Genomic DNA, 23974 nt, shown 5'->3' with positions numbered 1-23974 from the left:
ACGGCTACGGCGCGACCCATGACCCAGGCTCCGACACCCACCGCGGACACCGTCCGCAGACTGGTCCGCTCGCTGCTCAAGGAGAGCAAGGGGAGCGCGAGCGGCACCGAGGGACCCGACGTCCGGCCCGCCGTCGAGGGCCGCGAGCACACCTGGTGGGTCGGCACCCGCCATGTGCTGCGCCTCGCCCCCGACCGCGACGCCTCCGTCCGGCGCCGCCGGGAACTGCGCCTGCGCGACCTGGTCCGCCCGCACGTGCCCGTCGCCGTCCCCACCAGCGTCGCCCACGGCGACTGGGCGCCCGGCCTCGCCTACACCCTCGACGCCTTGGTGCCCGGCGGCACCGCCGACGAGCACGACGTCTCCGCCGTCGGCGAGGCCGACCTCGCGGGGCTGCTCGGCGGGCTGCGCGCGGTGCCCGTACGGCAGGCCGAGACGCTCGGCGTGCCGCGCACCGCCCCGCGCTCCCTGGAGGCGCTGCGCCGCATGGCCGTGCACGCGGCCGAACGGCTCGCCGCCGCCGACGAGTTCGACGCCGCCCGGCTGCACCAGCTCACCCCGCCCGGCGCCGCGCAGCTCGCCGCGCAGCCCGGCACCGCCGTCCTCACCCACCACGGCCTCACCGGCGAGCACGTGGTGGTCAGCGCCGACGGGCGGGTCCGGGGCATTCTGGACTGGACCGAGGCGGCCCTCGGCGACCCCGCCGAGGACATCGCCGGGCTCGCCGTCGCCGTCGGCTCCCCTGCGGCCGTCCGCGCGGCCACCCTCGCCGGCTACGGCGCCCGCCCCTGCCTGCGCGGTCTGTGGCTCGCCCGCTGCGACACCGTCATCCACCTCGCCGACCACCTCGAAGGCCGCGCCACCGGCTCCCTGCCGCTGCTGCGCACGCAGCTGCGGCGCGCCTGGGAGCCGATCCTGCTGGAGCGCGTGACGGAGTTCAAGGACGAAGAGACGGAACCCTAGGGGCCCTGTCGCGAAGGTCCCGCCTGCCCCGCGTGACCGGCACGCGATCCCAGGTCCACAACCGGATGCCGCTCAGGGCTGGACCAGCACCACGCAGGACTCCCCGGGCACCTGCAGCAGCCCGTCCGGGCCGGGGGCCTCCACCGGGTCCCAGGCGGCGAGCACCTGCGCCGGGCGGGTGCCCAGGGGGATCGCGGCACGCTCCTTGCCCAGGTTCACCGCCACCCGGACGTCCCCGCGCCGGAACGCCAGCCAGCGGGCCTCCTCGTCGTACGCCACCTTCGTGTCCGCCAGGTCGGGATCGGTGAGGTCCGGCTGCTCCCGGCGCAGTGCGATCAGCCGCCGGTACCAGGCCAGCACGCGCGCGTGGAGCTCGCGTTCCGGCTCCGTCCAGTCCAGGCAGGACCGCTCCCTTGTCGCCGGGTCCTGCGGGTCGGGTACGTCCTCCTCGGCCCAGCCGTGCTGCGCGAACTCCCGCCGCCTGCCGCGCCGTACCGCCTCGGCCAGCTCCGGGTCCGTGTGGTCGGTGAAGAACTGCCAGGGCGTCCCCGCCGCCCACTCCTCGCCCATGAACAGCATCGGCGTGAACGGCGCGGTCAGCGTGAGCGTGGCCGCGCAGGCCAGCAGACCGGGGGAGAGGAGGGCCGAAAGACGCTCCCCCTGCGCACGGTTGCCGACCTGGTCGTGCGTCTGGCTGTAGCCCAGCAGCCGGTGTCCCCCCACCCGCGCCCGGTCCAGCGGCCGGCCGTGACCGCGGCCCCGGAAGCTGGAGTACGTGCCGTCGTGGAAGTAGCCGCCGGTCAGCGTCTTGGCGAGCGCGGCGAGGGGGGCGCGCGCGAAGTCGGCGTAGTAGCCCTGGGACTCGCCGGTCAGCGCGCTGTGCACGGAATGATGGAAGTCGTCGTTCCACTGCGCGTGCACCCCGAGGCCGTTCTCCGCGCGCGGGGTGATGATCCGCGGATCGTTCAGGTCCGACTCGGCGACCAGGAACAGCGGCCGGTCGAGTTCGCCCGCCAGCCCGTCGACGGCCGCCGACAGCTCCTCCAGGAAGTGGCACGCGCGCGTGTCGTGCAGCGCGTGCACCGCGTCCAGGCGCAGCCCGTCGAGCCGGTAGTCCCGCAGCCACGCCAGCGCGCTGCCCAGGAGATAGGCCCGCACCTCGTCCGAACCGGGCGCGTCCAGGTTCACCGCGGAGCCCCACGGCGTGTGGTGCGTGTCCGTGAAGTACGGACCGAACACCGGCAGATGGTTGCCCGACGGGCCCAGGTGGTTGTGCACGACGTCCAGCACGACACCCAGGCCGAGTTCGTGGGCCCGGTCGACGAACCGCTTCAGTGCCTCGGGGCCGCCGTACGGCTCGTGCACGGCCCACAGCGACACCCCGTCGTAGCCCCACCCATGGCGCCCCGGGAAGGGACACAACGGCATCAACTCCACGTGCGTGACGCCCAGTTCCACCAGGTGTTCAAGACGCCCGGCGGCCGCGTCCAGGGTGCCCTCCCCAGTGAACGTGCCCACGTGCAGCTCGTAGAGCACCGCCCCCGGCAGCTCCCGCCCGGCCCACGCGGTACGCCATGCGTAGCGCCCGTGGTCGACGACCGCGCTCAAGCCGTCCGGGCCGTCCGGCTGGCGGCGCGAGCGGGGGTCCGGCAGCACCGGACCGTCGTCCAGCGCGAACCCGTACCGCGAGCCGTCCTGCGCCGCGTCCTCCCCCCTCCACCACCCTGCGCGTTCCGGATCGCGGTCCAACGCGCGCGTGGCGCCGTCGCAATGGAGCGTCACTCGGCCTGCCTGCGGTGCCCACACCTCGAACTGCACGGACGGTTCCCCTTCGTCTGCTCACCGTGATGTAGTCCGTCCATCGTGCCGCGAAAGCGATCAGTCCGCTTTCGAATCCGCCCTTTCCCGGCGGGTGGCGTGGAAGGACGTGCGCGTGGGCACCCTTTTCCCCGTTTCTGGACACCGGGACTTCGCAGACCTGACAATCACGAGCGTGACGTCGTCCTTCGAGTTCCCCACGTACCCCGCGCGGCTGTCCGACGCGGACCGTGACAAGGCGCTGCAGGTTCTGCGAGACGGTGTCGCCATGGGCCGCCTGTCGCACGACACTTTCGTGCGCCGCATGGAACTGGCCCTCGCCGCGCGTCGCGCCGACGAACTCGCCGCCCTCACCGCTGACCTGCCCCGCGAGAACCGTTTGTCCCGGGCGGTCCTCGGCACCGTCGAGGCCGTCTCCGGCTTCACCGTGCGGCTGCGCCGGGCGTGGCAGGCCGAGCGGCTGCCCAAGCTGCTGCTGCCGCATGCGGCGGGCGGCCATCCGCTGCGCATAGGCCGTGACCCCGCGAACGGGCTGCGCCTGAACCACGAGACCGTCTCCCGCGTGCATGCCGAACTCCGCCGCCAGGGCGGCCTGTGGATCCTCCGGGACCTCGGCTCCACCAACGGCACCACGGTCAACGGCCGACGGGTGGTCGGCGCCGTCGTGGTCCGCGAGGGCGACCAGGTCGGCTTCGGGCGGATCGCCTTCCGGCTGGCGGCGCACCGGGACCAGTGATTCGAACTGGCGTATCGCTGCGAGCTCCGTGCGGTGTCCCGTTCGGGTGAGTGGGGTGGGGAACCCGGGGCACCGTGCCGATGCACCGGGAATGACGTACTTCCCCCGAGCGGCAGCGGCCGTCGGCGCCCTGCTGGCCTCCGCCGGACTCCTCGCCGCGGGCCCGGCCCACGCGGCGCCCCGCGACACGTTTCCCGGCAACTGGCTCCACCTGACCGTCACCCGCGGCGACAGCGGCTCCGGCGTCACGCGCGGCACGCTGCTGCTGTGCGACCCGCCGCTGGGCCACCCGCACGCGGCCGAGGCGTGTGCGCAACTCGCGGCCGCCGGCGGCGACATCGCGCGCATCCCGCACGACACGCACGTCTTCTGTCCGATGATCTACGCCCCCGTGACCGTCCACGCGCGCGGGCGCTGGAACGGACGGCTGGTCGTGTACCGGCAGACGTACTCCAGCAAGTGCGTCATGAGGACGCGCACGGGGTCGGTCTTCGCCCTGGACGGCTGAGCCCGGCTCATGGCAGGCGCGGAGCGGGGAGGCGTCACACCGCCTGCTCCCGCGCCTGCTGGGCCGCCACCAGGACCGTCCGGGACTGGTGCTCCACCTGGTTCTCCAACGGCACCCAGCGGGCCCGGAACCGCTCCGCGAACGCCTCGCACCAGGAGGCGACCAGCTGTTCGAGCCGGGGTGCCGCCCGGTCGCCCGTCTCCCGCAGCACCCGCAGCAGCATCGCCGCCGCGCGCAGCGGCAGCCGCCGTCCGAAGGCGTCCACGCTGCCGACGTACGCCATCGTCGTGCCGGCCGGCGGCGTGTGGATCCAGTCCTGCGCCAGGCCCGGTATCAGCTCCAGCGCCCACTGCGCGGCCCGCAGCAGGGGCCCGTCCGCGCCCTCCAGCCGGGGCAGCGCCTCGGCGAGCACCCGCTCCACCTCCAGCGAGTCCCGCAGCAGCCGCTGGGCCAGGCGCCGCATCGCCGCCGCCGGTGCCGGGTGCGGCGCCGGGTCGTCCACCAGGTCGCTGGCCCACATCGGCACCTCGACCACCGCCGTCAGACCGCCGTAGCGGTGCGCGTGGTACCAGGTGCTGTGCCGTGCGTCGTCCGGCATGCTCGGGTAGGCGACGCCCGTCTCCGGGCCCGGCATCACATGCACCCCCGGCCCCGAGGCCGGCCAGCCCGCGGCGTCCGCGGCGCCCGTCTCCACCGGAATGTGCAGCTCCGCCGCTGACTTGGCGAACGGCTCGGCGAGGCCCGGCACGTCCTTCGTCAACTGCACCCAGCTGCCGCCCAGATCGGTGCCGTGCAGCGTCACCTGCAGGTACGGGCGCAGTTCGTCGATCACCCCGATGAGGGCCCGGGTCTCGGGCGGCAGCCGGTTCGGCGGCAGCACCGCAGGTGACCACTCCGGCTGCTCCGCGCCCGTCGGCCGGTAGAAACCGCGGTGGTAGTCGAGCAGACTGCGCGGCGCCGGGGTCACATGCAGGCTCGCGCCGTCCGGGTCCGCGCACAGCAGGAAGTGCCAGGAGGTGTCGGTCCGGAAATCCCGCTCGGCCAGTACCCGTTCGGCCAGCACCCGGAGAGTGGAGCCGCCCGTCGGTTCGTTGGCGTGGGCGCCCGCCACCACCAGCACCGCCCGGCCGGCGTGCCCCACCGACAGCAGGTGCAGCGGCCGGCCGGCCCGTGAGACACCCACCTGCCTGAGTGAACACAGCCCGGGCTCCTGAGCGGCCAACGCTCGTGCGGTGGCGACCAGTTCGGGAACGCTGGGGTAGCGCAGCTCCGGCAGGAGACTCACCCCCGATTTGTCCGCCCGTGCCTCGCCCTCCCAGTGCCGCACGGCTTGGGTGAACTGTCAAGCATTCGGGGGGAGAGGCTTCAGGGGCGCCCGGGCGCACGAGCCGGTGTCCGTCGCGGCCGCTGCGTTCCGTGGGCTCACTGCTGATGCAGGCCACGTCCACGCGAGCGCCAGAAACACCTCGCCCACCGTCCCCGGCAGCGTCCGGTGCGCGTGCACGTGCCGGGCCACGTCCGAGGACCGGGCGTTCCGGCCGACGACCAGCCGGCTCTCCGCGATCATCTCCGGTCGGCGGCCTGTGCCCTGCCGGAGCGCAGGCCGCCGACGTGCGGCTCACCCCCGATGGCCGCGCCTTCCGGCCGCACGCCGGACTCGCCGTCCGCGGCGCGCCCCAGGCCCGCCCCGAGGCCCCCCAGGCCCCGGCGGCGCCTGCGGGTACGCCCCCACGGAGGCCATGGGTGGGGAGGCGGTCGAGCGCGGTACCGCCGACCTCCCAACCGTCACCCCTCGCCCTCGATCCGCTCCAGCAGCGCCACCGGCAGCCGCTCGAAAAGATCCGCCACGCGCGCGTGTCCCGTGAACTCCCGGTCGGGGGCCAGCGCGTCCGCCCACCGCCCCGGCGGCAGCTGCAACCGCGTCTCCCGCCAGCCGCCGGACTCCGCCAGCCGCAGCGACAGCCGGGTCACGGCCGTGACCACCTCACCGGAGCGCGCGAACGCCACACAGTGCTCCGCCGCCGGCCCGTCCGCGGCGATTGGGGCGTACGTCGCCGACGCACCGAAGGCATCGGGCCGCCGTGCGCGCAGCCGCAGTGCCGCCGCCGTCACGGCGTCCTTCTCGCCGGGCGCCGCCGCGGGGAACGACACCGGCCGCCGGTTGTCCGGGTCCACCAGCGCCCAGTACTCGCTCTCCGTGCCCTGGTACACGTCCGGCACCCCCGGCATCGTCAGATGGACCAGCGCGGTGCCCAGGACGTTCGCCCGGATGTGCGGCTCCAGCGCCTTGCGGAAGGCGGCGACACGCTCCCCGGGCGGACCGCAGGGTCCCGCCGCGACGAAGGCCGCCACCGCCTCCTCGTACGGCGGCTCCTGCTCCGTCCAGCTCGTGTACATGCCCGCCTCGCGCACATGCTTCAGCAGCGCCCCCTGGATCCGCTCCTCCTCCGCGGGACCCAGCCCGAACACCGTCTGCCAGGCGGCCCAGGCCAGCTGCCCGTCCGGCACGCCCTCCCGGGCCAGACTCACTTCGGCGAGCAACTCCGACCAGCGGTCCGGGCATTCGGTGAGCACGGCCAGCGCCGCGCGCACATCGGCGCTGCGCTTGGTGTCATGGGTGGAGACGACCGTGCCGGTGAGCGGCCAGTCGCGCTGCACGCGCGCGCAGTACGCGTGGAAGTCCTCCGGCGAGACGCCGGGCGCTCCGGGATCGCCGCCCACCTCGGCCGCCGACAGCAGCGGCACATAGCGGTAGAACGCCGTGTCCTCCACGGCCTTGGCGCGCAGCGCCGACGCGGTCTGCGCGAACCGGGTACGGAACTCCACCCGGTCGGCGTGGTCCGGTGCCGACGCGTCGCCCGGCGCCTCGACCAGCAACCGGCGCACGATGCCGACGGCGTCGGCCTCCTCCCGCACCACGAAGGCCAGCCGGGCCTCCTCGGCGGCCGCCTCGGTGACGACGGCGGACGCGTCGCCGGAGGCGTACGGCCGGTACACCGGCAGGCGGACCAGCAGCTCCTCCAGGGCGGTGCGCAGCGCCCAGGGTGCCCGGTCGCGCAGCGAGAGGTCCGGGGAGGCGGCGCACAGCCGGGCGGCCACCCGGGTGAGCCGGTCGGTCTCGGTGGCCAGCTCGTGCGTGAGCACCTTGTAGGCGGCCCGCCGCGCGGTGGCGTCCCAGTTGCCGCCCCGGTCCGTCTGCGGCGCCGCGAACGCCCGGTACCTCCCCAGCAGTTCGTACGCCCCGGTCCGGTCCGTGAACACGCCGTCGACCTGACGCAGGGCGTCGTAGCCCGTGGTGCCCGCGACCGGCCAGGAGGCGGGCAGGTGCTCGCCGTCGGCGAGGATCTTCTCCACGACGGTCCAGCGCCCGCCGGTGGCCTCGTGCAGCCGCTCCAGATAGCCGTCGGGGTCCGCGAGCCCGTCGGGGTGGTCGATCCGCAGCCCGTCGACCACGCCGTCCTCCAGCAGCTGCAGGATCTTGGCGTGGGTGGCGTCGAACACCTCCGGGTCCTCCACGCGCAGCCCGATCAGCTCGGAGATGCTGAAGAAGCGCCGGTAGTTCAGCTCGGTGCGGGCCAGCCGCCACCACACCGGGCGGTACCACTGGGCGTCCAGCAGCCGGGGCAGCGGCAGGTGCTCGGTGCCCGCGCGGAGCGGGAAGGCGTGGTCGTGATAGCGCAGGACGTCCCCGGCGACCATGAGGTGGTCGAGTTCCGTGCCGACCGGACCGCCGAGCACCGGCAGCAGCACGCGGCCGCCCTGCGCCTCCCAGTCGATGTCGAACCAGCGCGCGTACGGTGACTCGGGGCCCTCGCGCAGCACCTCCCACAGGGCGCGGTTGTGCCGGGGCGCCATGGCCATGTGGTTCGGCACGATGTCCACCACCAGACCCAGGCCGTGCTCCCGCGCGGTGCGCGCCAGCGCGCGCAGACCGTCCTCCCCGCCCAGCTCCTCGCGCACGCGCGTGTGGTCCACGACGTCGTAGCCGTGCAGGGAGCCGGGGACGGCCTCCAGGACGGGGGACAGGTGCAGGTGCGAGACGCCGAGCGACGCCAGGTACGGTACGGCCGCGGCGGCGGCGGCGAACGGGAACGCGGGCTGGAGTTGCAGCCGGTAGGTGGCCGTGGGCACCGCCGGTCCGGGTCGCGCAGAAGTCATGGAAAGCTACGTACCCAGCCCGCCGTCTTTCGTGTCATCGACCTCTGCGCGGACCCACGCACGCGTGCCTGGTTTCGAGCGAGGGGAACAGGGGAAAGCCGCCGGACACGGCACGGACGGCACGGCACGCCGGACACGCATCGCGAGGTGATCGGCCCGACCGGGCCGCCGCTCACGTGCCTGTCGTTCCCGGGGCGGCTGCCCCGCGGCCACCCTCCCGTTCGGCGGTGTGCTGCTCCTCGCCCTGACGAGCGGTTCCCGGGCCGCCGCCGGACCGACCGGTGGCGTGCTCGCCCTCGGCCGGATGGCCTACGCCCAGGGGTGGGACGGCTCGCGGACGCGCCCGGGTCCGTCGGCCGGATCGGCCGCGGCGGGTACCGCCGCTCCTCCTCGCCCGGGGGAAGCACGGCAGCACCCGGTCCACGTCCCCGGCGCGCTCGAGCGGGATCCGGAGCCGCGCGGCGTCGAGCCGGCCGCCGTTGTCCCGCCGGACGGACACGCACCCGGCGAGGTCCGCGTCCAGCGGCACCCTGCCGACGCCCGTCGGGTCGCCGCTCCGCCCACGCGCGGGGAAGACCTCGTCCGGACGGTTGCCGCCGCGGACGGGCCCACGGCGGTCCGTCGCTCACCCGTTCCGCTCGTCCGGCCCGCCCTCCCTCAGGAACCCCTGCGGCGGCCCCCACCGCCTCCCTCAGGCCGGCCGCTGCAGCACCGTCAGGCTGCGGTCCGGCAGGGTGATGCGGTCACCGGCGGCCACCTTCGCGCCCGTGCCCGGTGGGACCCCGTCCGGGCGTCCCGTGTCGACGACCACCTGCCACTGCCGGCCGTGGTCGACCGGTACCACGAAGTCCAGCGGGCCGGGCGAGGCGTTGAACATCAGCAGGAAGGAGTCGTCGGCGATCCGCTCCCCGCGCGGACCGGGCTCGGAGATGGCGTTGCCGTTCAGGAACACCGTCAGCGCGGACGCCCGCGCCGAGTCCCAGTCCCGCTGGGTCATCTCACCGCCCTCGGGGGTGAACCAGGCGATGTCGGACAGCTCGTCGTGGGTGCCCTCCACCGGCCGCCCGTGGAAGAAGCGACGGCGGCGGAAGACCGGATGGTCCCGGCGCAGCCAGACCATCGCGCGGACGAACTCCAGCAGGTCGCTGCCGTCCTCGGGCCAGTTCACCCAGGACAGCTCGTTGTCCTGGCAGTAGGCGTTGTTGTTGCCGCGCTGGGTGCGGGCGAACTCGTCGCCGTGACTGATCATCGGCACGCCCTGGGACAGCATCAGCGTGGCGAAGAAGTTCCGCATCTGGCGGGCGCGCAGCCCGAGCACGTCCGGGTCGTCGGTCTCGCCCTCCACCCCGCAGTTCCAGGACCGGTTGTGGCTCTCGCCGTCCCGGTTGTCCTCGCCGTTGGCCTGGTTGTGCTTGTGGTCGTACGCAACGAGGTCGTGCAGCGTGAAGCCGTCGTGGCAGGTCACGAAGTTGATGGAGGCGAGCGGGCGGCGGCCGTCGTCCTGGTAGAGGTCCGAGGAGCCGGTCAGCCGCGAGGCGAACTCCGCGAGCGCCCGCGGCTCGCCCCGCCACAGGTCCCGGACAGTGTCGCGGTACTTGCCGTTCCACTCGGTCCACAGCGGCGGGAAGTTGCCCACCTGGTAGCCGCCCTCGCCCACGTCCCACGGTTCGGCGATCAGCTTCACCTGGGAGACCACCGGGTCCTGCTGCACAAGGTCGAAGAACGACGACAGCCGGTCCACCTCGTGGAACTGGCGGGCCAGGGTCGCCGCGAGGTCGAAGCGGAAGCCGTCGACGTGCATCTCGGTGACCCAGTAGCGCAGCGAGTCCATGATCAGCTGGAGCACGTGCGGGGACCGCATGAGCAGGGAGTTCCCGGTGCCCGTGGTGTCCATGTAGTAGCGCGGGTCGTCCGTCAGACGGTAGTACGAGGGGTTGTCGATGCCCTTGAAGGACAGCGTCGGGCCCAGATGGTTCCCCTCGGCGGTGTGGTTGTAGACGACGTCCAGGATGACCTCGATCCCGGCCTCGTGCAGCGCCCGGACCGCCGACTTGAACTCCAGGACCTGCTGACCGCGGTCGCCCCAGGAGGCGTACGCGTTGTGCGGGGCGAAGAAGCCGATGGTGTTGTAGCCCCAGTAGTTGTTCAGGCCCATGTCGACCAGCCGGTGGTCGTTCACGAACTGGTGTACGGGCATCAGCTCCAGTGCCGTCACACCCAGCTTGGTCAGGTGTTCGATGATCGCGGGGTGCGCGAGCGCCGCGTACGTGCCGCGCAGTTCCTCCGGCAGCCCCGGGTGGCGCATGGTCAGGCCCTTCACATGGGCCTCGTAGATCACCGTGTGGTGGTACTCGGTGTGCGGGGGCCGGTCGTCGCCCCAGTCGAAGTACGGGTTGATCACCACCGAGGTCATGGTGTGCGGCGCCGAGTCCAGGTCGTTGCGCCGCTCCGGGGCGTCGAAGTGGTAGCCGTACACCTCCTCGCCCCACCGGACGGACCCGCTGATCGCCTTCGCGTACGGGTCGAGCAGCAGTTTCGCCGAGTTGCAGCGCAGTCCGCGCCCGGGATCGTACGGGCCGTGCACGCGGAACCCGTACCGCTGTCCCGGCATGACGCCCGGCATGTACGCGTGCCGCACGAACGCGTCGCTCTCGCGCAGTTCCACCGCCGTCTCCGAGCCGTCGTCGTGCAGCAGACACAGCTCTACTCGGTTCGCGGCCTCCGTGAAGACCGCGAAGTTGGTCCCGGCGCCGTCGTACGTGGCGCCGAGCGGATACGCCTCTCCAGGCCAGACCTGCATGGACACGACTCTTTCAGGTGTACTGCCCCATGGGGCCGCGTTGGCTTCGAGTCTCCCCGAAAGTGAGGGAACCTCCTGTGACTTACGCCCCTCTTACCGGCCGACCAGTGCATACGGCGACTCGTGTACCCGCCGTGTGCCGAACCAGTGGGGCAACACGTACTCCCGGGCTTGTTGGGGGAGTAGGGGGAAGATGTGCGCGAGATAGTGCACCGCCATCTGGGCAAGGTGGTGGCGGGTGCGGCCCTGGCGGTGGCCGGGACCGCCGTGATGACAGGGATCACCCTGCCGGGCACGGCAGGGGCGGACGACACGGGAGGGCCGGGCGGCGGCACCCTGGCCGCACAGCAGGCGGGGCAGGGCCCGGGCGCGGTCCGCCCGGGCGTCGTGGAGCAGGCGCCGGCCCAGGGCGGGAAGGGCACGGGCCGGGACCCGCTGACCGACGACGAGATCCAGCGGGTCGCGAAGATCGCGGTGAACCAGCAGATGCTCACCACGGGTGAGAACGTCGACGGTGCCCACGGCCCGCAGCGCCTGAGCGTCGACCTCGCCGACCCGGAGGCGAACGAGCTGGACGACCCGAACGCGCCGCGCCGGGCGGATGTGACCTTCTACGACTACAAGACCGACACGCTCGTCACCAAGACGGTCAACCTGGAGACCGGCAAGGTCGAGCAGACCGGCACCCAGCACGGCGTCCAGCCGCCGCTGAGCCGTGCCGAGAACGCCGAGGCGGCCAGGCTGCTGATCGCCGATCCACTGGGCGCGGGCCTCAAGGCGGACTACAAGGACGCCACCGGCCGGGAGCTGACCTCGCCGGACCAGCTGCTGCTCAACGGTGCCGTCTACCGTGCCACTCCGGGCGGCCAGCCCGCCGTGCTCGACAAGTGCGGCGAACACCGCTGCGTGAGGCTGTTCCCGAAGGTCAAGAACGGCCCGTGGATCGACGCCCGGTGGCTGGTCGTCGATCTGAGTGCCCACAAGGTCGCCCGACTCGCCCGGCAGTGAGCGGCCTCGTCCGTTCCTCCTTCCCACTCGCTTTCCTCCAAGGGAGCCACTTCGTCATGCCCGCGAACAGAATCAGCCGCGCCCGGATACGGGCGGCCGTCGGCCTCACCGTGGCCGCACTGGCCGCCGGCGCCACGGCAGGCGCCGGACCGGCCGTCGCCCAGCCCAAGGCCGCCCCCGCCGCGGCCGCCGACTGCAGCACCGCCTACACGATCGAGCAGAAGCTCGCCAGTGGCACCACCTGGCGGATGTGCTGGCGTTACGACAGCAAGGCCGGACTCGTCCTGGAGAAGGTCTCCTACCAGCCCAAGGGCGAGCCGAAGCCGATCAAGGTGCTCAACAGCGCCCGTCTCGCCCAGATCGACGTCCCCTACGACGACGGCAGCGTCGAGTACGACGACCTGACCGGCTTCGGCTTCGCCCAGGGCCTGGTGAACCTGGCGCCCGGCGAGTGTCCCGGCGGCACCATCAAGACGATCCACGTCCCGGAGGCCTGGGACCCGGCGCACGCCGACGTCAAGGGCCTGTGCACGACCACCCGTTCGCGCGGCCACGCCTACCGCATGCAGGGCGACAGCGCGAACAAGGTCTTCCAGGCACAGGGCAAGGACCTGCTCGTCTACACGGTCAACCAGGTCGGCTGGTACGAGTACATGACCGAGTGGCGCTTCCAGGACGACGGCACCGTCAACATGAACGTCGGCGCCACCGGCAGCCTCTCCTACGACGACTACGACGCGGGCGACGGTCGCGGATGGCCCATCGGCAAGGGCGCCAAGGCCTACGCCACCAGCCACAGCCACAACGTCTTCTGGCGGCTGGACTTCGGCCTCGACGGCTCCTCCAAGACGAAGATCGAGCAGTACGACTCGGCCGTCACCGCACCCGCCCACGGCCGGCAGGCGCCCACCAACAAGACCACCCGCACCAAGGTCACCAAGGAACTCGCGGGCGACTACAAGACCTACCGCTGGTGGCGGGCGGTCAGCGAGACCGGCAAGAACAAGGACGGGCACGCCCGTTCGTACGAGATCGTCCCCGGCCCCACCACGAAGTACCCGGGCCGCAGCTTCACCCGGCACGACGTGTACTTCACCGAGTACAACAAGTGCGAGCAGTTCGCCAGCAACAACCCCGGTGCCTGCCCGGCCTCGGCGGGCAAGTCGGTGGACAAGTGGGTCAACGGCCAGACCCTCACTCACCCGGTGGTCTGGATGAACGTGGGCTTCCACCACATCGCCCGGGACGAGGACCAGCAGCCCATGCCGATCCACTGGCAGGGATTCGCCATCGCCCCGAGGGACGTGACGGCTATGAATCCGCTCACTCCCGACGCACTGGCGTGGCAGAACGGCCACTGGCGCCCGCGTAGTTGAGAAACCGACCTGTCCATCCGGCTGCACCGCCGACCGCTCCCGGAGTACCCTTCCTTGATCGTTGGGACGGGGAAGGTCCGGGGTGGCGGAAGGCGGTGCACGGGTGGGCTCGGGAGGGCTGGAGCTGCCCCCTGGTGACGAGGGTCACGAGGGGAACTCCACAGACGTCCCGCCCGGCGCGGTGTCCCTGGTCCGCCCGATGGACGCCACGGGGTCCATCGGGCCGGAACTGGACTGGGACGCCGACGCCTGGCTCGAGGTGCGCACCCGCGCCCAGCGGGCGGGCCGGGCCTACATCTGGCTGAACCTCGTCGAACAGCGGCTGCGCGCGGTGGTGGCCGCGGTGCTGCGCCCCATCTACGAGCCCGTGCACGGGGACGACTGGGTGGTGGCCGCGGCCGGGCCCGCCGGACAGGAGTGGGTGCAGCGGGCGGTCGCCGTCCGCGAGGTCAGCCGCCGCAAGGGCTACCTGCTCGATCCGGCCGACGACAACGTGCTCAGCTTCCTCACGCTGCCGCAGCTGCGCGAGCTGGTGGTGCAGCACTGGCCGTGCTTCGAGCCCTACTTCGACGAGCGCCGTGACCTCGAACTCGCCCTGGACGAGCTGGAGGTGACCCGCAACGTCGTCTCCCGCAACCGGGCCCTGTCCGAGGCGGTCCTGCACCAGGCCGAGCGGGCCTCGGCCCGGCTGCTGGAGACGCTCGGCTCCGGTGGCGACGTGCCCTCCGCACGCCGGCTGCCCGTCGACGCGGTCGAGGACCTGGTCGGCGACCGGTACGCGGATGTCGTGGCCGTCCATGCGGACCGGGTGCGGCTGATGCGCCAGTTCCCGGCCGAGGACCTCTTCGGGGGCGCCCGCCGGCTCGACGCGATCGGCATCGGCCTCAACCTGCTCGTGCAGAACTTCTCCGGACGCCGGCTGGTCCGGCTCGCCGAGTCCGGCTGCCGGGTGCGGCTGCTCTTCCTCAACCCGGCCTCCAGCGCGGTGAAGCGCCGTGAGCGGGAACTCGGGATGAAGCGGGGCGAACTGGGCCGGTCCGTGGAGATGAACATCCTGCACATGCGGCGGGTGCGGTCCCGGCTGCGTGACCCCGGCGCCTTCGAGATCCAGGTCTACGACGAGACGCCCCGCTTCACCGCATACCTGGTGGACGGGGACGGCGCCGACGGCATAGCGGTGGTGCAGTCCTATCTGCGCGGGGCGCGCGGTATGGAATCGCCGGTGCTGGTGCTGCGCAACGGCAGCCGGCTGGTCAAGTCGGACGACGTGGGCGAAGCCGGGATCCTCCCGACATACCGTGAGGAATTCGAGCTGGCCTGGGCGGATTCGCGCCCGGTGTCCTGAACTGTCCACCAGGGCAAGCGGAACGCGGTCCTCGGATTGTCAGTGCCGCGTGCGAGGGTGGAGGCCACTGGGGGAAAGCACCACACGAAGGGGGGCCGCCCATGGGCTGGCACCGGGAGCTGCTGATCGGCTTCGACCTGGAGACGACCGGGACCGATCCGCGCGAGGCGCGCATCGTCACCGGCGCGGTGATCGAGGTCAGGGCCGGTGAGCCCATGGGGCGCCGGGAATGGCTGGCGGATCCGGGCCTGGAGATCCCGGCCGAGGCGGTGGCCGTGCACGGCATCAGCAACGAACGCGCGGCCGCCGAGGGCCGGCCGGCCGACCAGGTCGCCGACGCCATCGCGGAGGTACTCGTCGCGTACTGGAAGACGGGTGTGCCGGTCGTCGCCTACAACGCGGCCTTCGACCTCACCCTGCTCTCCGCCGAACTGCGCCGGCACGGCCTGCCGTCGCTCTCCGACCGGCTCGGCGGCCTCGCCCCGGCACCGGTCGTCGATCCCTACACCATCGACCGCTGGGCCGACCGCTACCGCCGTGGCAAACGGAACCTGGAGGCGGTCTGCGCCGAGTACGGCATAGTCCTCGACGCGGCCCACAACGCCTCGGCCGACGCCCTCGCCGCGGCCCGCCTCGCCTCCGCGATAGCCACCCGTCACCCGAAGATCGCTTCCCTGGGCCCGGCGGAACTGCACCACCGCCAGATCGAGTGGTACGCCGAGTGGGCGGCGGACTTTCAGGCATTCCTGCGCCGCAAGGGCGATGCGGGCGCGGTGGTCGACGGCACCTGGCCGCTGCGGGAGTTGGCCGACGAGAGGGTCTGAGGCCGGCCGACCTCGGCATCACCGGTTCAGAACGGATACCACCGCACCGTCTCGTCCCCGTCCCGCAGTGACGCCACCCGGCGCCCGAACTCGGCCAACGCCTTGGGACTGCCCGGCGCATGCTGGGCCACCCACGCACAGCTGGCCGTCTCGCGTGCGCCGCGCAGCACCGAGCAGCCCTCCCACTCCCGCACGTCCCAGCCGTAGGCACCGGTGAAGGAGTCGTACGCCTCGGCGGGCAGGCCGTAGCGGTCCCGGGAGAGGGCCATGACCACCAGGTCGTGCTCGCGCAGGTCGGCGGAGAAGGTCTCCAGGTCGACGAGAACAGGGCCGTCGGGGCCGACGTGGACGTTGCGGGGCAGCGCGTCGCCGTGGATCGGCCCCGGCGTCAGACGGGGCGTCAGCGCGGCCGCCGCCGCGGCGAATGCGTCCCGGCGCTCACGCAGGTAGGCCGCGTCCTCGGGGGCGATCGCCGCCCCCGCGAGCCGCAGCCAGCGTTCCACGCCGTCCAGCAGATCGCGGGACGGCAGGGCGAAGGGAGGTGAGGGGAGTGCGTGCACGATCCGCAGCAGCCGGGCCAGATCGCGGGGTTCGGCCGGTCGGACCGGGTCGGGCAGCCGGTGCCACACCGTCACCGGGTGCCCTTCCACCAGCAGCGGCTCGGGCTCGGCCGCCCGCACCGCGGGGACGTCCGCCTCGGCCAGCCAGCCGGCGGTGTCCAGCTCGCGGCGGGCCCGGTCGAGCAGCTCGGCGTCGCGGCCCACCTTCACCACCAGGTCGCCGGCGGCGAACACCGCGTTCTCGCCGAGGGCGAGGAGCCGCGCGTGCCGAACCGGGCCCGGCAACACCTTCGCGGCGGCCAGTAGGTCCCGCGCCCGTGCCTCGTCCATCGTCCGCCTCCGTGCCGTCTTCCCGTGCCGTGCCTGTCCGGTCTGCCGCCAGTCTCGCATTCGCACAGGTCGGACCATGTGCGCGGTCCCTTGACGAGGTTCCACGCCTTCACGACCATGAACACGCCAACCGGAGCAGGCAAAGGGGCTGATTCCGTGACGTCAGCGGCGACATCGGCGGCGACATCCGTGGCGTCATCAGCGGCCGGGGCGAGACGGCCGCCCGGACGGGCCACGGGTCACGGCGCCTGGTTCCTGGTCCTGCCGGCCCTGATCCCGATCCTCGTCCTGAGCGTGGGCCCACTGCTGTACGGCATCCTGCTGGCGTTCACCGACGCCCAGTCCGGCCGGACCGCGGCCACCCGGTGGATCGGCGGCCTCAACTTCCGGGACCTGCTGCACGACACCCTGTTCTGGGACTCCTTCCGGATCGGGCTGGTGTGGGCGGTCGGCGTGACCGTGCCCCAGTTCCTGCTGGCCCTCGGTCTGGCCCTGTTACTCCACCAGGAGTTACGCCTGCGCTGGCTCGCCCGCGCCCTCGCGATCGTCCCGTGGGCCATGCCCGAGGTCGTCGTCGGCATCATGTGGCGGCTCGTCTACAACCCGGACGCGGGCGTCCTCAACGAGACCCTGCGCGACCTGGGTCTCGGTGACGGCAGGGACTGGCTGAGCGGCCTCGCCACCGCGCTGCCCGCCGTCATCGTCGTCGGCGTCTGGGCGGGCATGCCGCAGACCACGGTCGCCCTGCTCGCCGGGCTGCAGAACACCCCGCGCGAACTGCACGAGGCGGCGGCCGTGGACGGCGCCGGCCCCTGGCGCCGCTTCCGCACGGTGACCTGGCCCGCGCTGCGACCGGTGGCCCTGGCGATCAGCGCGCTCAACCTGATCTGGAACTTCAACTCCTTCGCCCTGGTGTACGTGCTCACGAACGGCGGCCCCGGCGGAAAGACCCGGCTGCCCATGCTGTTCGCCTACGAAGAGGCCTTCCGCTACGGCCAGTTCGGCTACGCGGCGGCGATGGGATGCGTGATGGTCGCGGTGATCTCGATCCTGCTCGCGGTGTTCCTGGCCGGCCGGCTGCGGGGCGGTGAGGACGCATGAGGACCCGCCCCGCGGCCCGCGCCGGTCAGTACGCCGCCCTGCTCGCCTACCTCGTCTTCCTGGCCCTTCCCCTCCTGTGGCTGCTGTCCACCGCCTTCAAGTCACCCCGCGAACTGGGCAGCCTGCACCCCACCTGGATCCCGCGCCACCCCACCCTGGACAACTTCCGGCGGGCCTTCGACGAGCAGCCCCTGCTGCACGCCGCCGTCAACTCGCTGTTCGTGGCGGCGAGTGCCGCCGCCGTCGCCGTACTGATCGCGACGCCGATGGCGTACGTCATGGCGCGGCACCGGTCCCCGCTGTCCCGCGCGGCGACCGGATGGGTGGTGGTCAGCCAGGCGTTCCCGTTCGTGCTGGTGATCATCCCGCTGTTCCTGGTGCTGAAGCGCCTGCGGCTGATCGACTCGCTGCCCGGGCTGGCGCTCGTGTACGTGGTGTGGGCGCTGCCGTTCGCGCTGTGGATGCTCGTCGGCTACGTCAGAGCCGTGCCTGCCGAGCTGGAGGAGGCCGCGGCCGTCGACGGGGCCGGGCGGCTCAGAACTCTGGTCTCGGTGACGGCGCCGCTGCTCGCGCCCGGGCTCGCGGCGACGGCGCTGTTCGCGTTCGTCACGGCGTGGAACGAGTTCTTCTTCGCGCTGGTGCTGCTGAAGAGCCCCGGGAAGCAGACCCTCCCGGTGGTCCTCACGCACTTCATCGGCGCAGAGGGGGTCGCGGACCTCGGCCCGCTCGCCGCGGCGGCGTTCCTCGCCACGCTGCCCTCGCCGGCCGTCTTCGCCCTCATCCAGCGCCGGATCACGGGCGGCCTGCTCGCGGGGGCGGTGAAGAGCTGATGCGGACCACAAGCGCGACGGCGCTCGTCGTACTCCTGCTGCTCCTCGCGGGCTGCTCCTCGCGAGGCCATGGCGACGGCGGCCCGATCACCCTGCGCTTCCAGTCCCTGGCCTGGCAGCAGGAGTCCGTCGCCGCCAACAAGGAACTGGTCCAGGAGTGGAACGCCACCCACCGGGAGGTCAAGGTCAAGTACGTCCAGGGAAGTTGGGACACGGTCCATGACCAGCTGCTCACCTCCTTCGAGGGCGGCGAGGCCCCGGACGTCATCCACGACGCCTCCGACGACCTCGCCGACTTCGCCCATGGCGGCTACCTCGCCGACCTCACCGATCTGCTGCCCGCCGGGCTGGAGGCCGACATACCGCGGCGCAGTTGGGAGACCGCGACCTTCGGTGAGGGGGTCTACGGCGTGCCGTTCCTCCAGGAACCCCGGGTGCTGATCGCCAACTCCACCTGGCTGCGCACGGCGGGGGTACGTGTTCCCACCCCTGGACATCCATGGAGCTGGGGCGAGTTCCGGCAGGTCACCAAGCGGCTCAGCGGCGACGGAAAGTACGGCGTCGCCTGGCCGCTGAAGGAGCCTGTCAGCGCCACGCTCAACCTCTCCCTCTCGGCGGGCGGCCGGCTCTTCCACCGGGGCGCCGACGGCAAGGTGACCGTCCGGTTCGGGCCCGGTGACGCCGTCGTGCCCCGGACCGTCCACGACCAGGTCACCACCGACCACAGCGCGCCCGCCTCGACGCTCGGCAGCGGCGGATCCGACACCCTGCCCGGTTTCTTCGGCGGCCGGTACGCGATGGTCCCGCTGGGCTTCTCCTACCGTCAGCAGATCGTCCAGCAGGCCCCGAAGGGCTTCCACTGGGAGGTGCTGCCCGCTCCCGCGGGCGCGGGCGGGCTCGCCCAGGGCGTCAGTCCGCAGACCCTGTCCATCGCCGCCGGTTGCCCGCACAAGAAGGAGGCCGCCGCGTTCATCGACTTCCTGCTGCGGCCGAAGAACATGGTCCGCCTCGCCCTCGGCGACTGGATGCTGCCCACCGGCACCCGGGCCCTGAAGGACCCGGCCCTGCACACCGCGAAGAACGGCTGGGCCACCGGCACCGCCCTGGCGGCCCACCTCCGGCCGGCGCCCGCCCAGTCCGTGCGCGGCTACCCGGAGTGGAAGGACAAGGTGGCCACCCCGGCCTTCCAGGAGTACTACAGCGGCTCGATCGGCCTGGACGACCTGCGCGGACGCCTGGAGAAGGACGGCAATCCGGTGCTCGCCCGCTACCAGCGCTGACCGAGGGTGCCGTCGTTCGACGTGGGCGGCGGTGGCAAGGCGCGCCGCGTGGACGACCGCCCCTCCTCGGAGGGGACGGGTCTTCCCCGAGGGCCCGGTCGACCAGAGGGACGACAGCGGCCCGTCGGCTCCCCCGGGAACCGACGGGCCCTTGCGTCAGCGGGCGGAGTCAGACACTCAGCCGCTCATCCTCACCGCGCACCGGGGCCACCGCGACCGGCTCCGGCGACTCGTCGTGGGTGAGGTCCGGCAGCCGGTGCAGCCACTTGGGCAGATACCAGTTGCGCTCGCCGAGCAGCGCCATCACGGCTGGCAGCAGCACCCCCCGGATGATCGTCGCGTCGATGAGGACGGCGGCGGCCAGGCCCACGCCCATCTGCTTCATGGACTGCATCGACAGGGTGCCGAAGATCGCGAACACCGCGACCATGATGACGGCGGCGCTGGTGACGACCCCGGCCGTGGTGACCACGCCGTGCTGGATCGCCTCCTTCGTGGTACGGCCACGCATCCGCGCCTCGCGGATCCGGGAGACCACGAACACGTGGTAGTCCATGGAGAGCCCGAACAGGATCACGAAGAGGAACAGCGGCAGCCAGCTGACGACCGCGCCGACGCCCTGCGCGCCCACCAGTGAGGCACCCCAGCCGTGCTGGAAGACGGCGACCAGGATGCCGTAGGCGGCGCCCACCGACAGCAGGTTGAGCACGATCGACGTGATCGCGACGGTCAGCGAGCGGAACGACAGCAGCATCAGCAGGAAGGCGAAGACGACCACGAACGCGAAGACCGGGACGACGGAGCCGATCAGCTGGTCGTTGAAGTCCTTGTTGCCCGCGACCTGCCCGGTGACCGGCGCCTGGACACCCTGGACCCTGCCGAGGGTGGCGGGCCGGACCTGGTCGCGCAGCTTGTCGAGGCTCTTGACGGCCTGGTCCATGTCGGATCCGCCGACCAGCGGTACGGAGACCAGGGCGACGTGCTGTGCCTGGTGCAGCTTGATGTCGACCGGGCCGCGCGAGGCACCCGAGGAGATCGCCTGCTTCTTGAACTCGGCCAGCGCCTGCCGCACCTCGGGTGCGTCGATGTCCTTCGCCCTGACGACCACCTGAGCGGGCTCGGAGCCGCCCGGGAACGCGTCGTTGATGCGGTTGTAGGTCTGCACGATCGGCAGCGAGTCGCCGAACTCCTGGTCCAGCGTGAGCTGCTGGGTCTTCATGCCCAGCGCGGGCGCGGCCACCGCCAGCAGCGCGCCGGCCGCCACGAGCACGGAGACCAGCGGCTTGGCCAGCACGCCCCGCAGCACGGCGGTCCAGAACCTGCTGTCCCCGTTCGTCCCGTGCTTGCGGCGGCGGCTCAGGAACGGGATCCGCCCCTTCTCGACCCGTCCGCCCAGCAGCGACAGCAGCGCGGGCAGCACCGTCACCGAGCCGACCATGGCGACGGCCACCACCATCAGCGAGGCCAGGCCCATCGCCTCGAAGGTGGCGAGACCGGTGAACAGCATGCCCGCCATCGCCACGCAGACCGTGACACCGGAGACGATGACCGCCCGGCCACTGGTGGCGGCGGCGATCCGGAGCGCGGTGCCCGCGTCCCGGCCGGCCTCCCGCTCCTCGCGCTCCCGGCGCAGGTAGAACAGGCAGTAGTCGACGCCGACGGCCATGCCGACCAGCAGCATCACGGAGTTGGCGGTGTCGCTCATCGGCTGCAGATGGCTGACGAGGCCCATGAGCCCCATCGTCGCCATGATCGCGGTGATCGCCAGCGCCACCGGCAGCAGCGCGGCCACCAGCGCACCGAAGGCGATCAGCAGGATGCCGAGGGCCACCGGCACCGCGGAGTACTCGGCCTGCTGGAAGTCGTTCCCGAAGGCGTCGTCGTACTGCTTCTTCATGCTGGCGCCGCCGATCTCCTCGATCCGCAGCGAGCCGTGGTCCTTCTGCACCCGGGCCACGGCGTCCAGCACCGGCTCGACCCGCTCGGCGGCGGTGTCCGCGTCGCCGCGCATGTCGAACTGCACCAGCGCGCTGCGGCCGTCCCGGGAGATGGTGCGGGTGTCGTACGGCGAGGTCACGTGGGTCACCCTGCCGGTGGTGCCGACGGCCTTGACGACGTCGGTGACGGCGGCCCGGAACTCGCCGCTCGTGGCCTTCACGCCGCCGTCCTTGGACTGGACCAGGACGGTCTCCCCGGCCGGCTGTTCGATGCCCGCCGCGTCGATGATCTGTGCGGCGGTGTGTGTCTCGCCCTTGAGCTGGTCGCTCTCGTCGACGTCGACCCGGCCCGCCGCCGAGCCGAGTCCCATGGCCAGGACGACGAACAACACCCATATGCCGACGGCGGCCCAGCGATGCCGGGCGCTCCAGCCGCCGGCGCGGGCGGCCAGGCCCCGCACGCGCATGTCCGTGTTCCCCATGACGGGATGTCCCCCTCGTGTGCGGTGACGGCCCCCTGCCGTCGCATCTTCGTTCGCTCCGCTTCGACGGTATGGGCCGGACAAGGCCGTCTCGTCGTGCTGCCCGGTGAGGTGAGAGCGGCCCGGCTCACCGCTGGGGAGGACGGAGACCCCTTACATCTATTGCCCGATCTCGGGGTTGGGCCTCGGGGTGTCCGATCCGTCGACAGAGATCCACTTTGTGATGACGAAAGGTTGTTGAACAAGTCACAGCTACGTGTAGGAGTTGATCTGCACCCTTTCCATCGGCCAGAGTTTCGCGCAGCCCGGCACGTGCACGGGCACGGCCGTCGTGCCCACCCCCACGGGGCACGACGGCCGCTTTAAGGTGACCGGATGACGACCTATGCGGCGCTCCTGCGCGGAATCAACGTCGGCGGCAGCAAGAAGCTCCCGATGGCCGATCTGCGCACGCTCATGACCGGCCTGGGCCACGACGGCGTACGGACCCATCTGCAGAGCGGGCAGGCCGTGTTCACCACCGACCACGGTGACGAGGAGTCCCTGGCCGCCGAGTTGGCCCGGGCGATCGAGGAACGGTTCGGCTTCCCGGTCGACGTGATCGTGCGTGATCACGCCTATCTGCGCGCGGTGGCCGAGGCCTGCCCGTTCCCGGCCGCCGAACTCGAGGCCAGGCAGCTGCACCTCACCTACTTCTCCGCACCGGTCACCCCGGAGCGCTTCGCGGGGATCGACCCCGACGCGCATCTCCCCGAGGAGTTCCGCCTCGGCGACCGCTGCCTGTACCTGTACGCCCCGCAGGGCCTTGGCCGCTCCAAGCTCGCCGAGGTCCTGTCCCGGCGGAGCACCAAGGGCGTGATCGCCACCAGCCGGAACTGGAACACCGTCCTCAAACTGGTCGAGTTGACCACTCCGCTCGGCTGACGGCGCAGGCCGGCCACCCGTGTGCGCGGCTCTGCCGTGCAGAAGGGCCGCGCGGCTCTCGCGCCCGCGCGTCGACGAGGAGACGGGGGCAGCGTGGACGGCATCGCGGGGGACATCGCACGGCTCGCGGCACGCTTCGAGGCAGACCGGCCGCATCTCACGGCCGTGGCCTTCACGTTCGACGGCGACGGCCGGATCGCGCGGATCGAGGCCGTCGCGGAGCCGGAACACCTGCGGAAGATCGAGATCGGGCTCGCCGGAGCGGCGGAGCCCCGAAATGGGCCAGTGACACAGGGAGGGATTGGGTCGGGATTCTGCACCACTGGCGGACTAGCGTCACCGCCATGACACCCGCCGATCACCGTCGCACAACCGCCCCGCCCGGCCCGGCCCGGGTCGACTTCCTTTTCGACCCCGCCTGCCCCTTCGCCTGGATCACCTCCCGCTGGCTGCTGGAGGTCGAGCGCGAGCGTCCGCTCGACCTCCGCTTCCGCGTCATGAGCCTGTACCTGCACAACATCGGAAACGAACTCCCGGACTGGTACCGGGACTTGGTGGACCGGTCGATCGGCCCGGTACGGGTCGCCGTGGCCGCGGCCGAACGGCACGGCGAAGAGGTGCTGCGCGACCTGTACACCGCGCTCGGCACCCGGATCCACGAACGGGGGATCAAGGACTTCGACGTGGTGGTCGCCGAGTCGCTCGCCGAACTCGGGCTCCCCGCCGCCCTGTCCGCCGCCGCCCACGATCCGTCGTACGACGACGCGGTGCGCCGCGGCCATGAGGCGGGCGCCGAGCCGGAGTCGGGACGTTACGTGGGTACCCCCACGCTCCACGTCGACGGCACGGTGTGGTTCGGTCCGGTCCTGCGAGCGGTCCCGCGGGGCGCCGAGGCGGCGGAACTCTTCGACAGCTTCAGGGTGCTGGCCCGCCATCGCGACTTCTTCGAGCTCAAGCGCACCCGCACGGGAGCGCTTCGCTTCGACTGATCCGG

At 72.3% G+C, this 23974-nt stretch carries 19 protein-coding genes; 13 read left to right on the top strand and 6 right to left on the bottom strand.

What is annotated here, in order from left to right:
- The first annotated feature begins 18 nt into the window (after positions 1 to 18).
- Positions 19 to 963, top strand: coding sequence for a phosphotransferase (locus ACFZDC_RS07070; protein WP_391320971.1), 945 nt, complete (start codon positions 19 to 21; stop codon positions 961 to 963).
- Between the two features lie 72 nt (positions 964 to 1035).
- Here ACFZDC_RS07070 and treZ read toward each other — a convergent pair whose 3' ends face one another.
- A complete protein-coding gene (gene treZ / locus ACFZDC_RS07065; RefSeq protein WP_391320969.1) occupies positions 1036 to 2781 on the bottom strand; it encodes a malto-oligosyltrehalose trehalohydrolase in 1746 nt (581 codons plus the stop codon).
- 175 nt (positions 2782 to 2956) lie between these two features.
- Here treZ and ACFZDC_RS07060 point away from each other — a divergent pair, with 175 nt between their 5' ends.
- Complete coding sequence (locus tag ACFZDC_RS07060) at positions 2957 to 3517, top strand: FHA domain-containing protein (RefSeq protein WP_391320967.1); 561 nt, start codon at positions 2957 to 2959, stop codon at positions 3515 to 3517.
- 91 nt (positions 3518 to 3608) lie between these two features.
- The gene (locus tag ACFZDC_RS07055; protein ID WP_391320965.1) at positions 3609 to 4025 is read left to right on the top strand and encodes an SSI family serine proteinase inhibitor; all 417 of its coding nucleotides are present in this window, start codon (positions 3609 to 3611) and stop codon (positions 4023 to 4025) included.
- A gap of 34 nt (positions 4026 to 4059) precedes the next feature.
- Here the strand turns inward: ACFZDC_RS07055 and ACFZDC_RS07050 are convergent, their stop codons facing one another.
- From ACFZDC_RS07050 to glgX, 3 genes are all read right to left on the bottom strand, one after another.
- Entirely contained in the window at positions 4060 to 5310 is a 1251-nt protein-coding gene (locus ACFZDC_RS07050) for a M14 family zinc carboxypeptidase (protein WP_391320963.1), read from the bottom strand.
- 500 nt (positions 5311 to 5810) lie between these two features.
- Positions 5811 to 8183 carry a malto-oligosyltrehalose synthase gene (gene treY / locus ACFZDC_RS07045; protein WP_391320961.1) on the bottom strand — a complete coding sequence of 791 codons (2373 nt, stop codon included), beginning with the start codon at positions 8181 to 8183 and terminating at the stop codon, positions 5811 to 5813.
- A 691-nt stretch (positions 8184 to 8874) separates the two neighbouring features.
- A complete protein-coding gene (glgX, locus tag ACFZDC_RS07040; RefSeq protein WP_391320959.1) occupies positions 8875 to 10983 on the bottom strand; it encodes a glycogen debranching protein GlgX in 2109 nt (702 codons plus the stop codon).
- 195 nt (positions 10984 to 11178) lie between these two features.
- Between glgX and ACFZDC_RS07035 the strand changes: the two genes are divergently transcribed.
- The 4 genes from ACFZDC_RS07035 to ACFZDC_RS07020 all read left to right on the top strand — a co-directional run bounded on the left by ACFZDC_RS07035 (position 11179) and on the right by ACFZDC_RS07020 (position 15536).
- On the top strand, positions 11179 to 11991 hold the full coding sequence (locus ACFZDC_RS07035) for a Tat pathway signal sequence domain protein (protein ID WP_391320957.1): 813 nt from the start codon (positions 11179 to 11181) through the stop codon (positions 11989 to 11991).
- 56 nt (positions 11992 to 12047) lie between these two features.
- A complete protein-coding gene (locus ACFZDC_RS07030; protein WP_391320955.1) occupies positions 12048 to 13367 on the top strand; it encodes a copper amine oxidase in 1320 nt (439 codons plus the stop codon).
- Between the two features lie 103 nt (positions 13368 to 13470).
- Positions 13471 to 14712: an SAV2148 family HEPN domain-containing protein gene (locus tag ACFZDC_RS07025; protein ID WP_391320953.1), complete on the top strand. Its 1242-nt coding sequence runs from the start codon at positions 13471 to 13473 to the stop codon at positions 14710 to 14712.
- A gap of 101 nt (positions 14713 to 14813) precedes the next feature.
- Positions 14814 to 15536, top strand: coding sequence for an exonuclease domain-containing protein (locus tag ACFZDC_RS07020; protein WP_391320950.1), 723 nt, complete (start codon positions 14814 to 14816; stop codon positions 15534 to 15536).
- Positions 15537 to 15562: 26 nt separating this feature from the next.
- Here the strand turns inward: ACFZDC_RS07020 and ACFZDC_RS07015 are convergent, their stop codons facing one another.
- Complete coding sequence (locus ACFZDC_RS07015; RefSeq protein ID WP_391320949.1) at positions 15563 to 16426, bottom strand: phosphotransferase; 864 nt, start codon at positions 16424 to 16426, stop codon at positions 15563 to 15565.
- A 189-nt stretch (positions 16427 to 16615) separates the two neighbouring features.
- Between ACFZDC_RS07015 and ACFZDC_RS07010 the strand changes: the two genes are divergently transcribed.
- Genes ACFZDC_RS07010 through ACFZDC_RS07000 form a run of 3 tightly spaced genes read left to right on the top strand, consistent with a single transcriptional unit; the run spans position 16616 to position 19637 of the window.
- Positions 16616 to 17527, top strand: a complete 912-nt coding sequence (locus ACFZDC_RS07010) for an ABC transporter permease subunit (protein ID WP_391321554.1) — start codon at positions 16616 to 16618, stop codon at positions 17525 to 17527.
- On the top strand, positions 17524 to 18357 hold the full coding sequence (locus ACFZDC_RS07005; protein ID WP_391320947.1) for an ABC transporter permease subunit: 834 nt from the start codon (positions 17524 to 17526) through the stop codon (positions 18355 to 18357). The genes ACFZDC_RS07010 and ACFZDC_RS07005 overlap by 4 nt, the downstream gene beginning before the upstream one ends.
- Positions 18357 to 19637 carry an extracellular solute-binding protein gene (locus ACFZDC_RS07000; RefSeq protein WP_391320944.1) on the top strand — a complete coding sequence of 427 codons (1281 nt, stop codon included), beginning with the start codon at positions 18357 to 18359 and terminating at the stop codon, positions 19635 to 19637. The genes ACFZDC_RS07005 and ACFZDC_RS07000 overlap by 1 nt, the downstream gene beginning before the upstream one ends.
- A gap of 169 nt (positions 19638 to 19806) precedes the next feature.
- Here ACFZDC_RS07000 and ACFZDC_RS06995 read toward each other — a convergent pair whose 3' ends face one another.
- Positions 19807 to 22056 carry an MMPL family transporter gene (locus ACFZDC_RS06995; protein WP_391320942.1) on the bottom strand — a complete coding sequence of 750 codons (2250 nt, stop codon included), beginning with the start codon at positions 22054 to 22056 and terminating at the stop codon, positions 19807 to 19809.
- Positions 22057 to 22431: 375 nt separating this feature from the next.
- Between ACFZDC_RS06995 and ACFZDC_RS06990 the strand changes: the two genes are divergently transcribed.
- From ACFZDC_RS06990 to ACFZDC_RS06980, 3 genes are all read left to right on the top strand, one after another.
- Positions 22432 to 22980 (top strand): DUF1697 domain-containing protein, encoded by a 549-nt coding sequence (locus ACFZDC_RS06990; protein WP_391320940.1) that lies wholly within the window; start codon positions 22432 to 22434, stop codon positions 22978 to 22980.
- Between the two features lie 93 nt (positions 22981 to 23073).
- A complete protein-coding gene (locus tag ACFZDC_RS06985; RefSeq protein WP_391320938.1) occupies positions 23074 to 23328 on the top strand; it encodes a hypothetical protein in 255 nt (84 codons plus the stop codon).
- Entirely contained in the window at positions 23325 to 23969 is a 645-nt protein-coding gene (locus ACFZDC_RS06980; RefSeq protein ID WP_391320936.1) for a DsbA family protein, read from the top strand. Before ACFZDC_RS06985 ends, ACFZDC_RS06980 begins: the two co-directional genes overlap by 4 nt.
- Positions 23970 to 23974 lie beyond the last annotated feature (5 nt).

The organism is Streptomyces sp. NPDC007905, from assembly GCF_042959345.1.
In the GTDB taxonomy this organism is placed as follows: domain Bacteria; phylum Actinomycetota; class Actinomycetes; order Streptomycetales; family Streptomycetaceae; genus Streptomyces.
The sequence above is the reverse complement of the archived record's forward strand: the minus strand, read 5'-3'. Positions and strand labels throughout refer to the sequence as shown.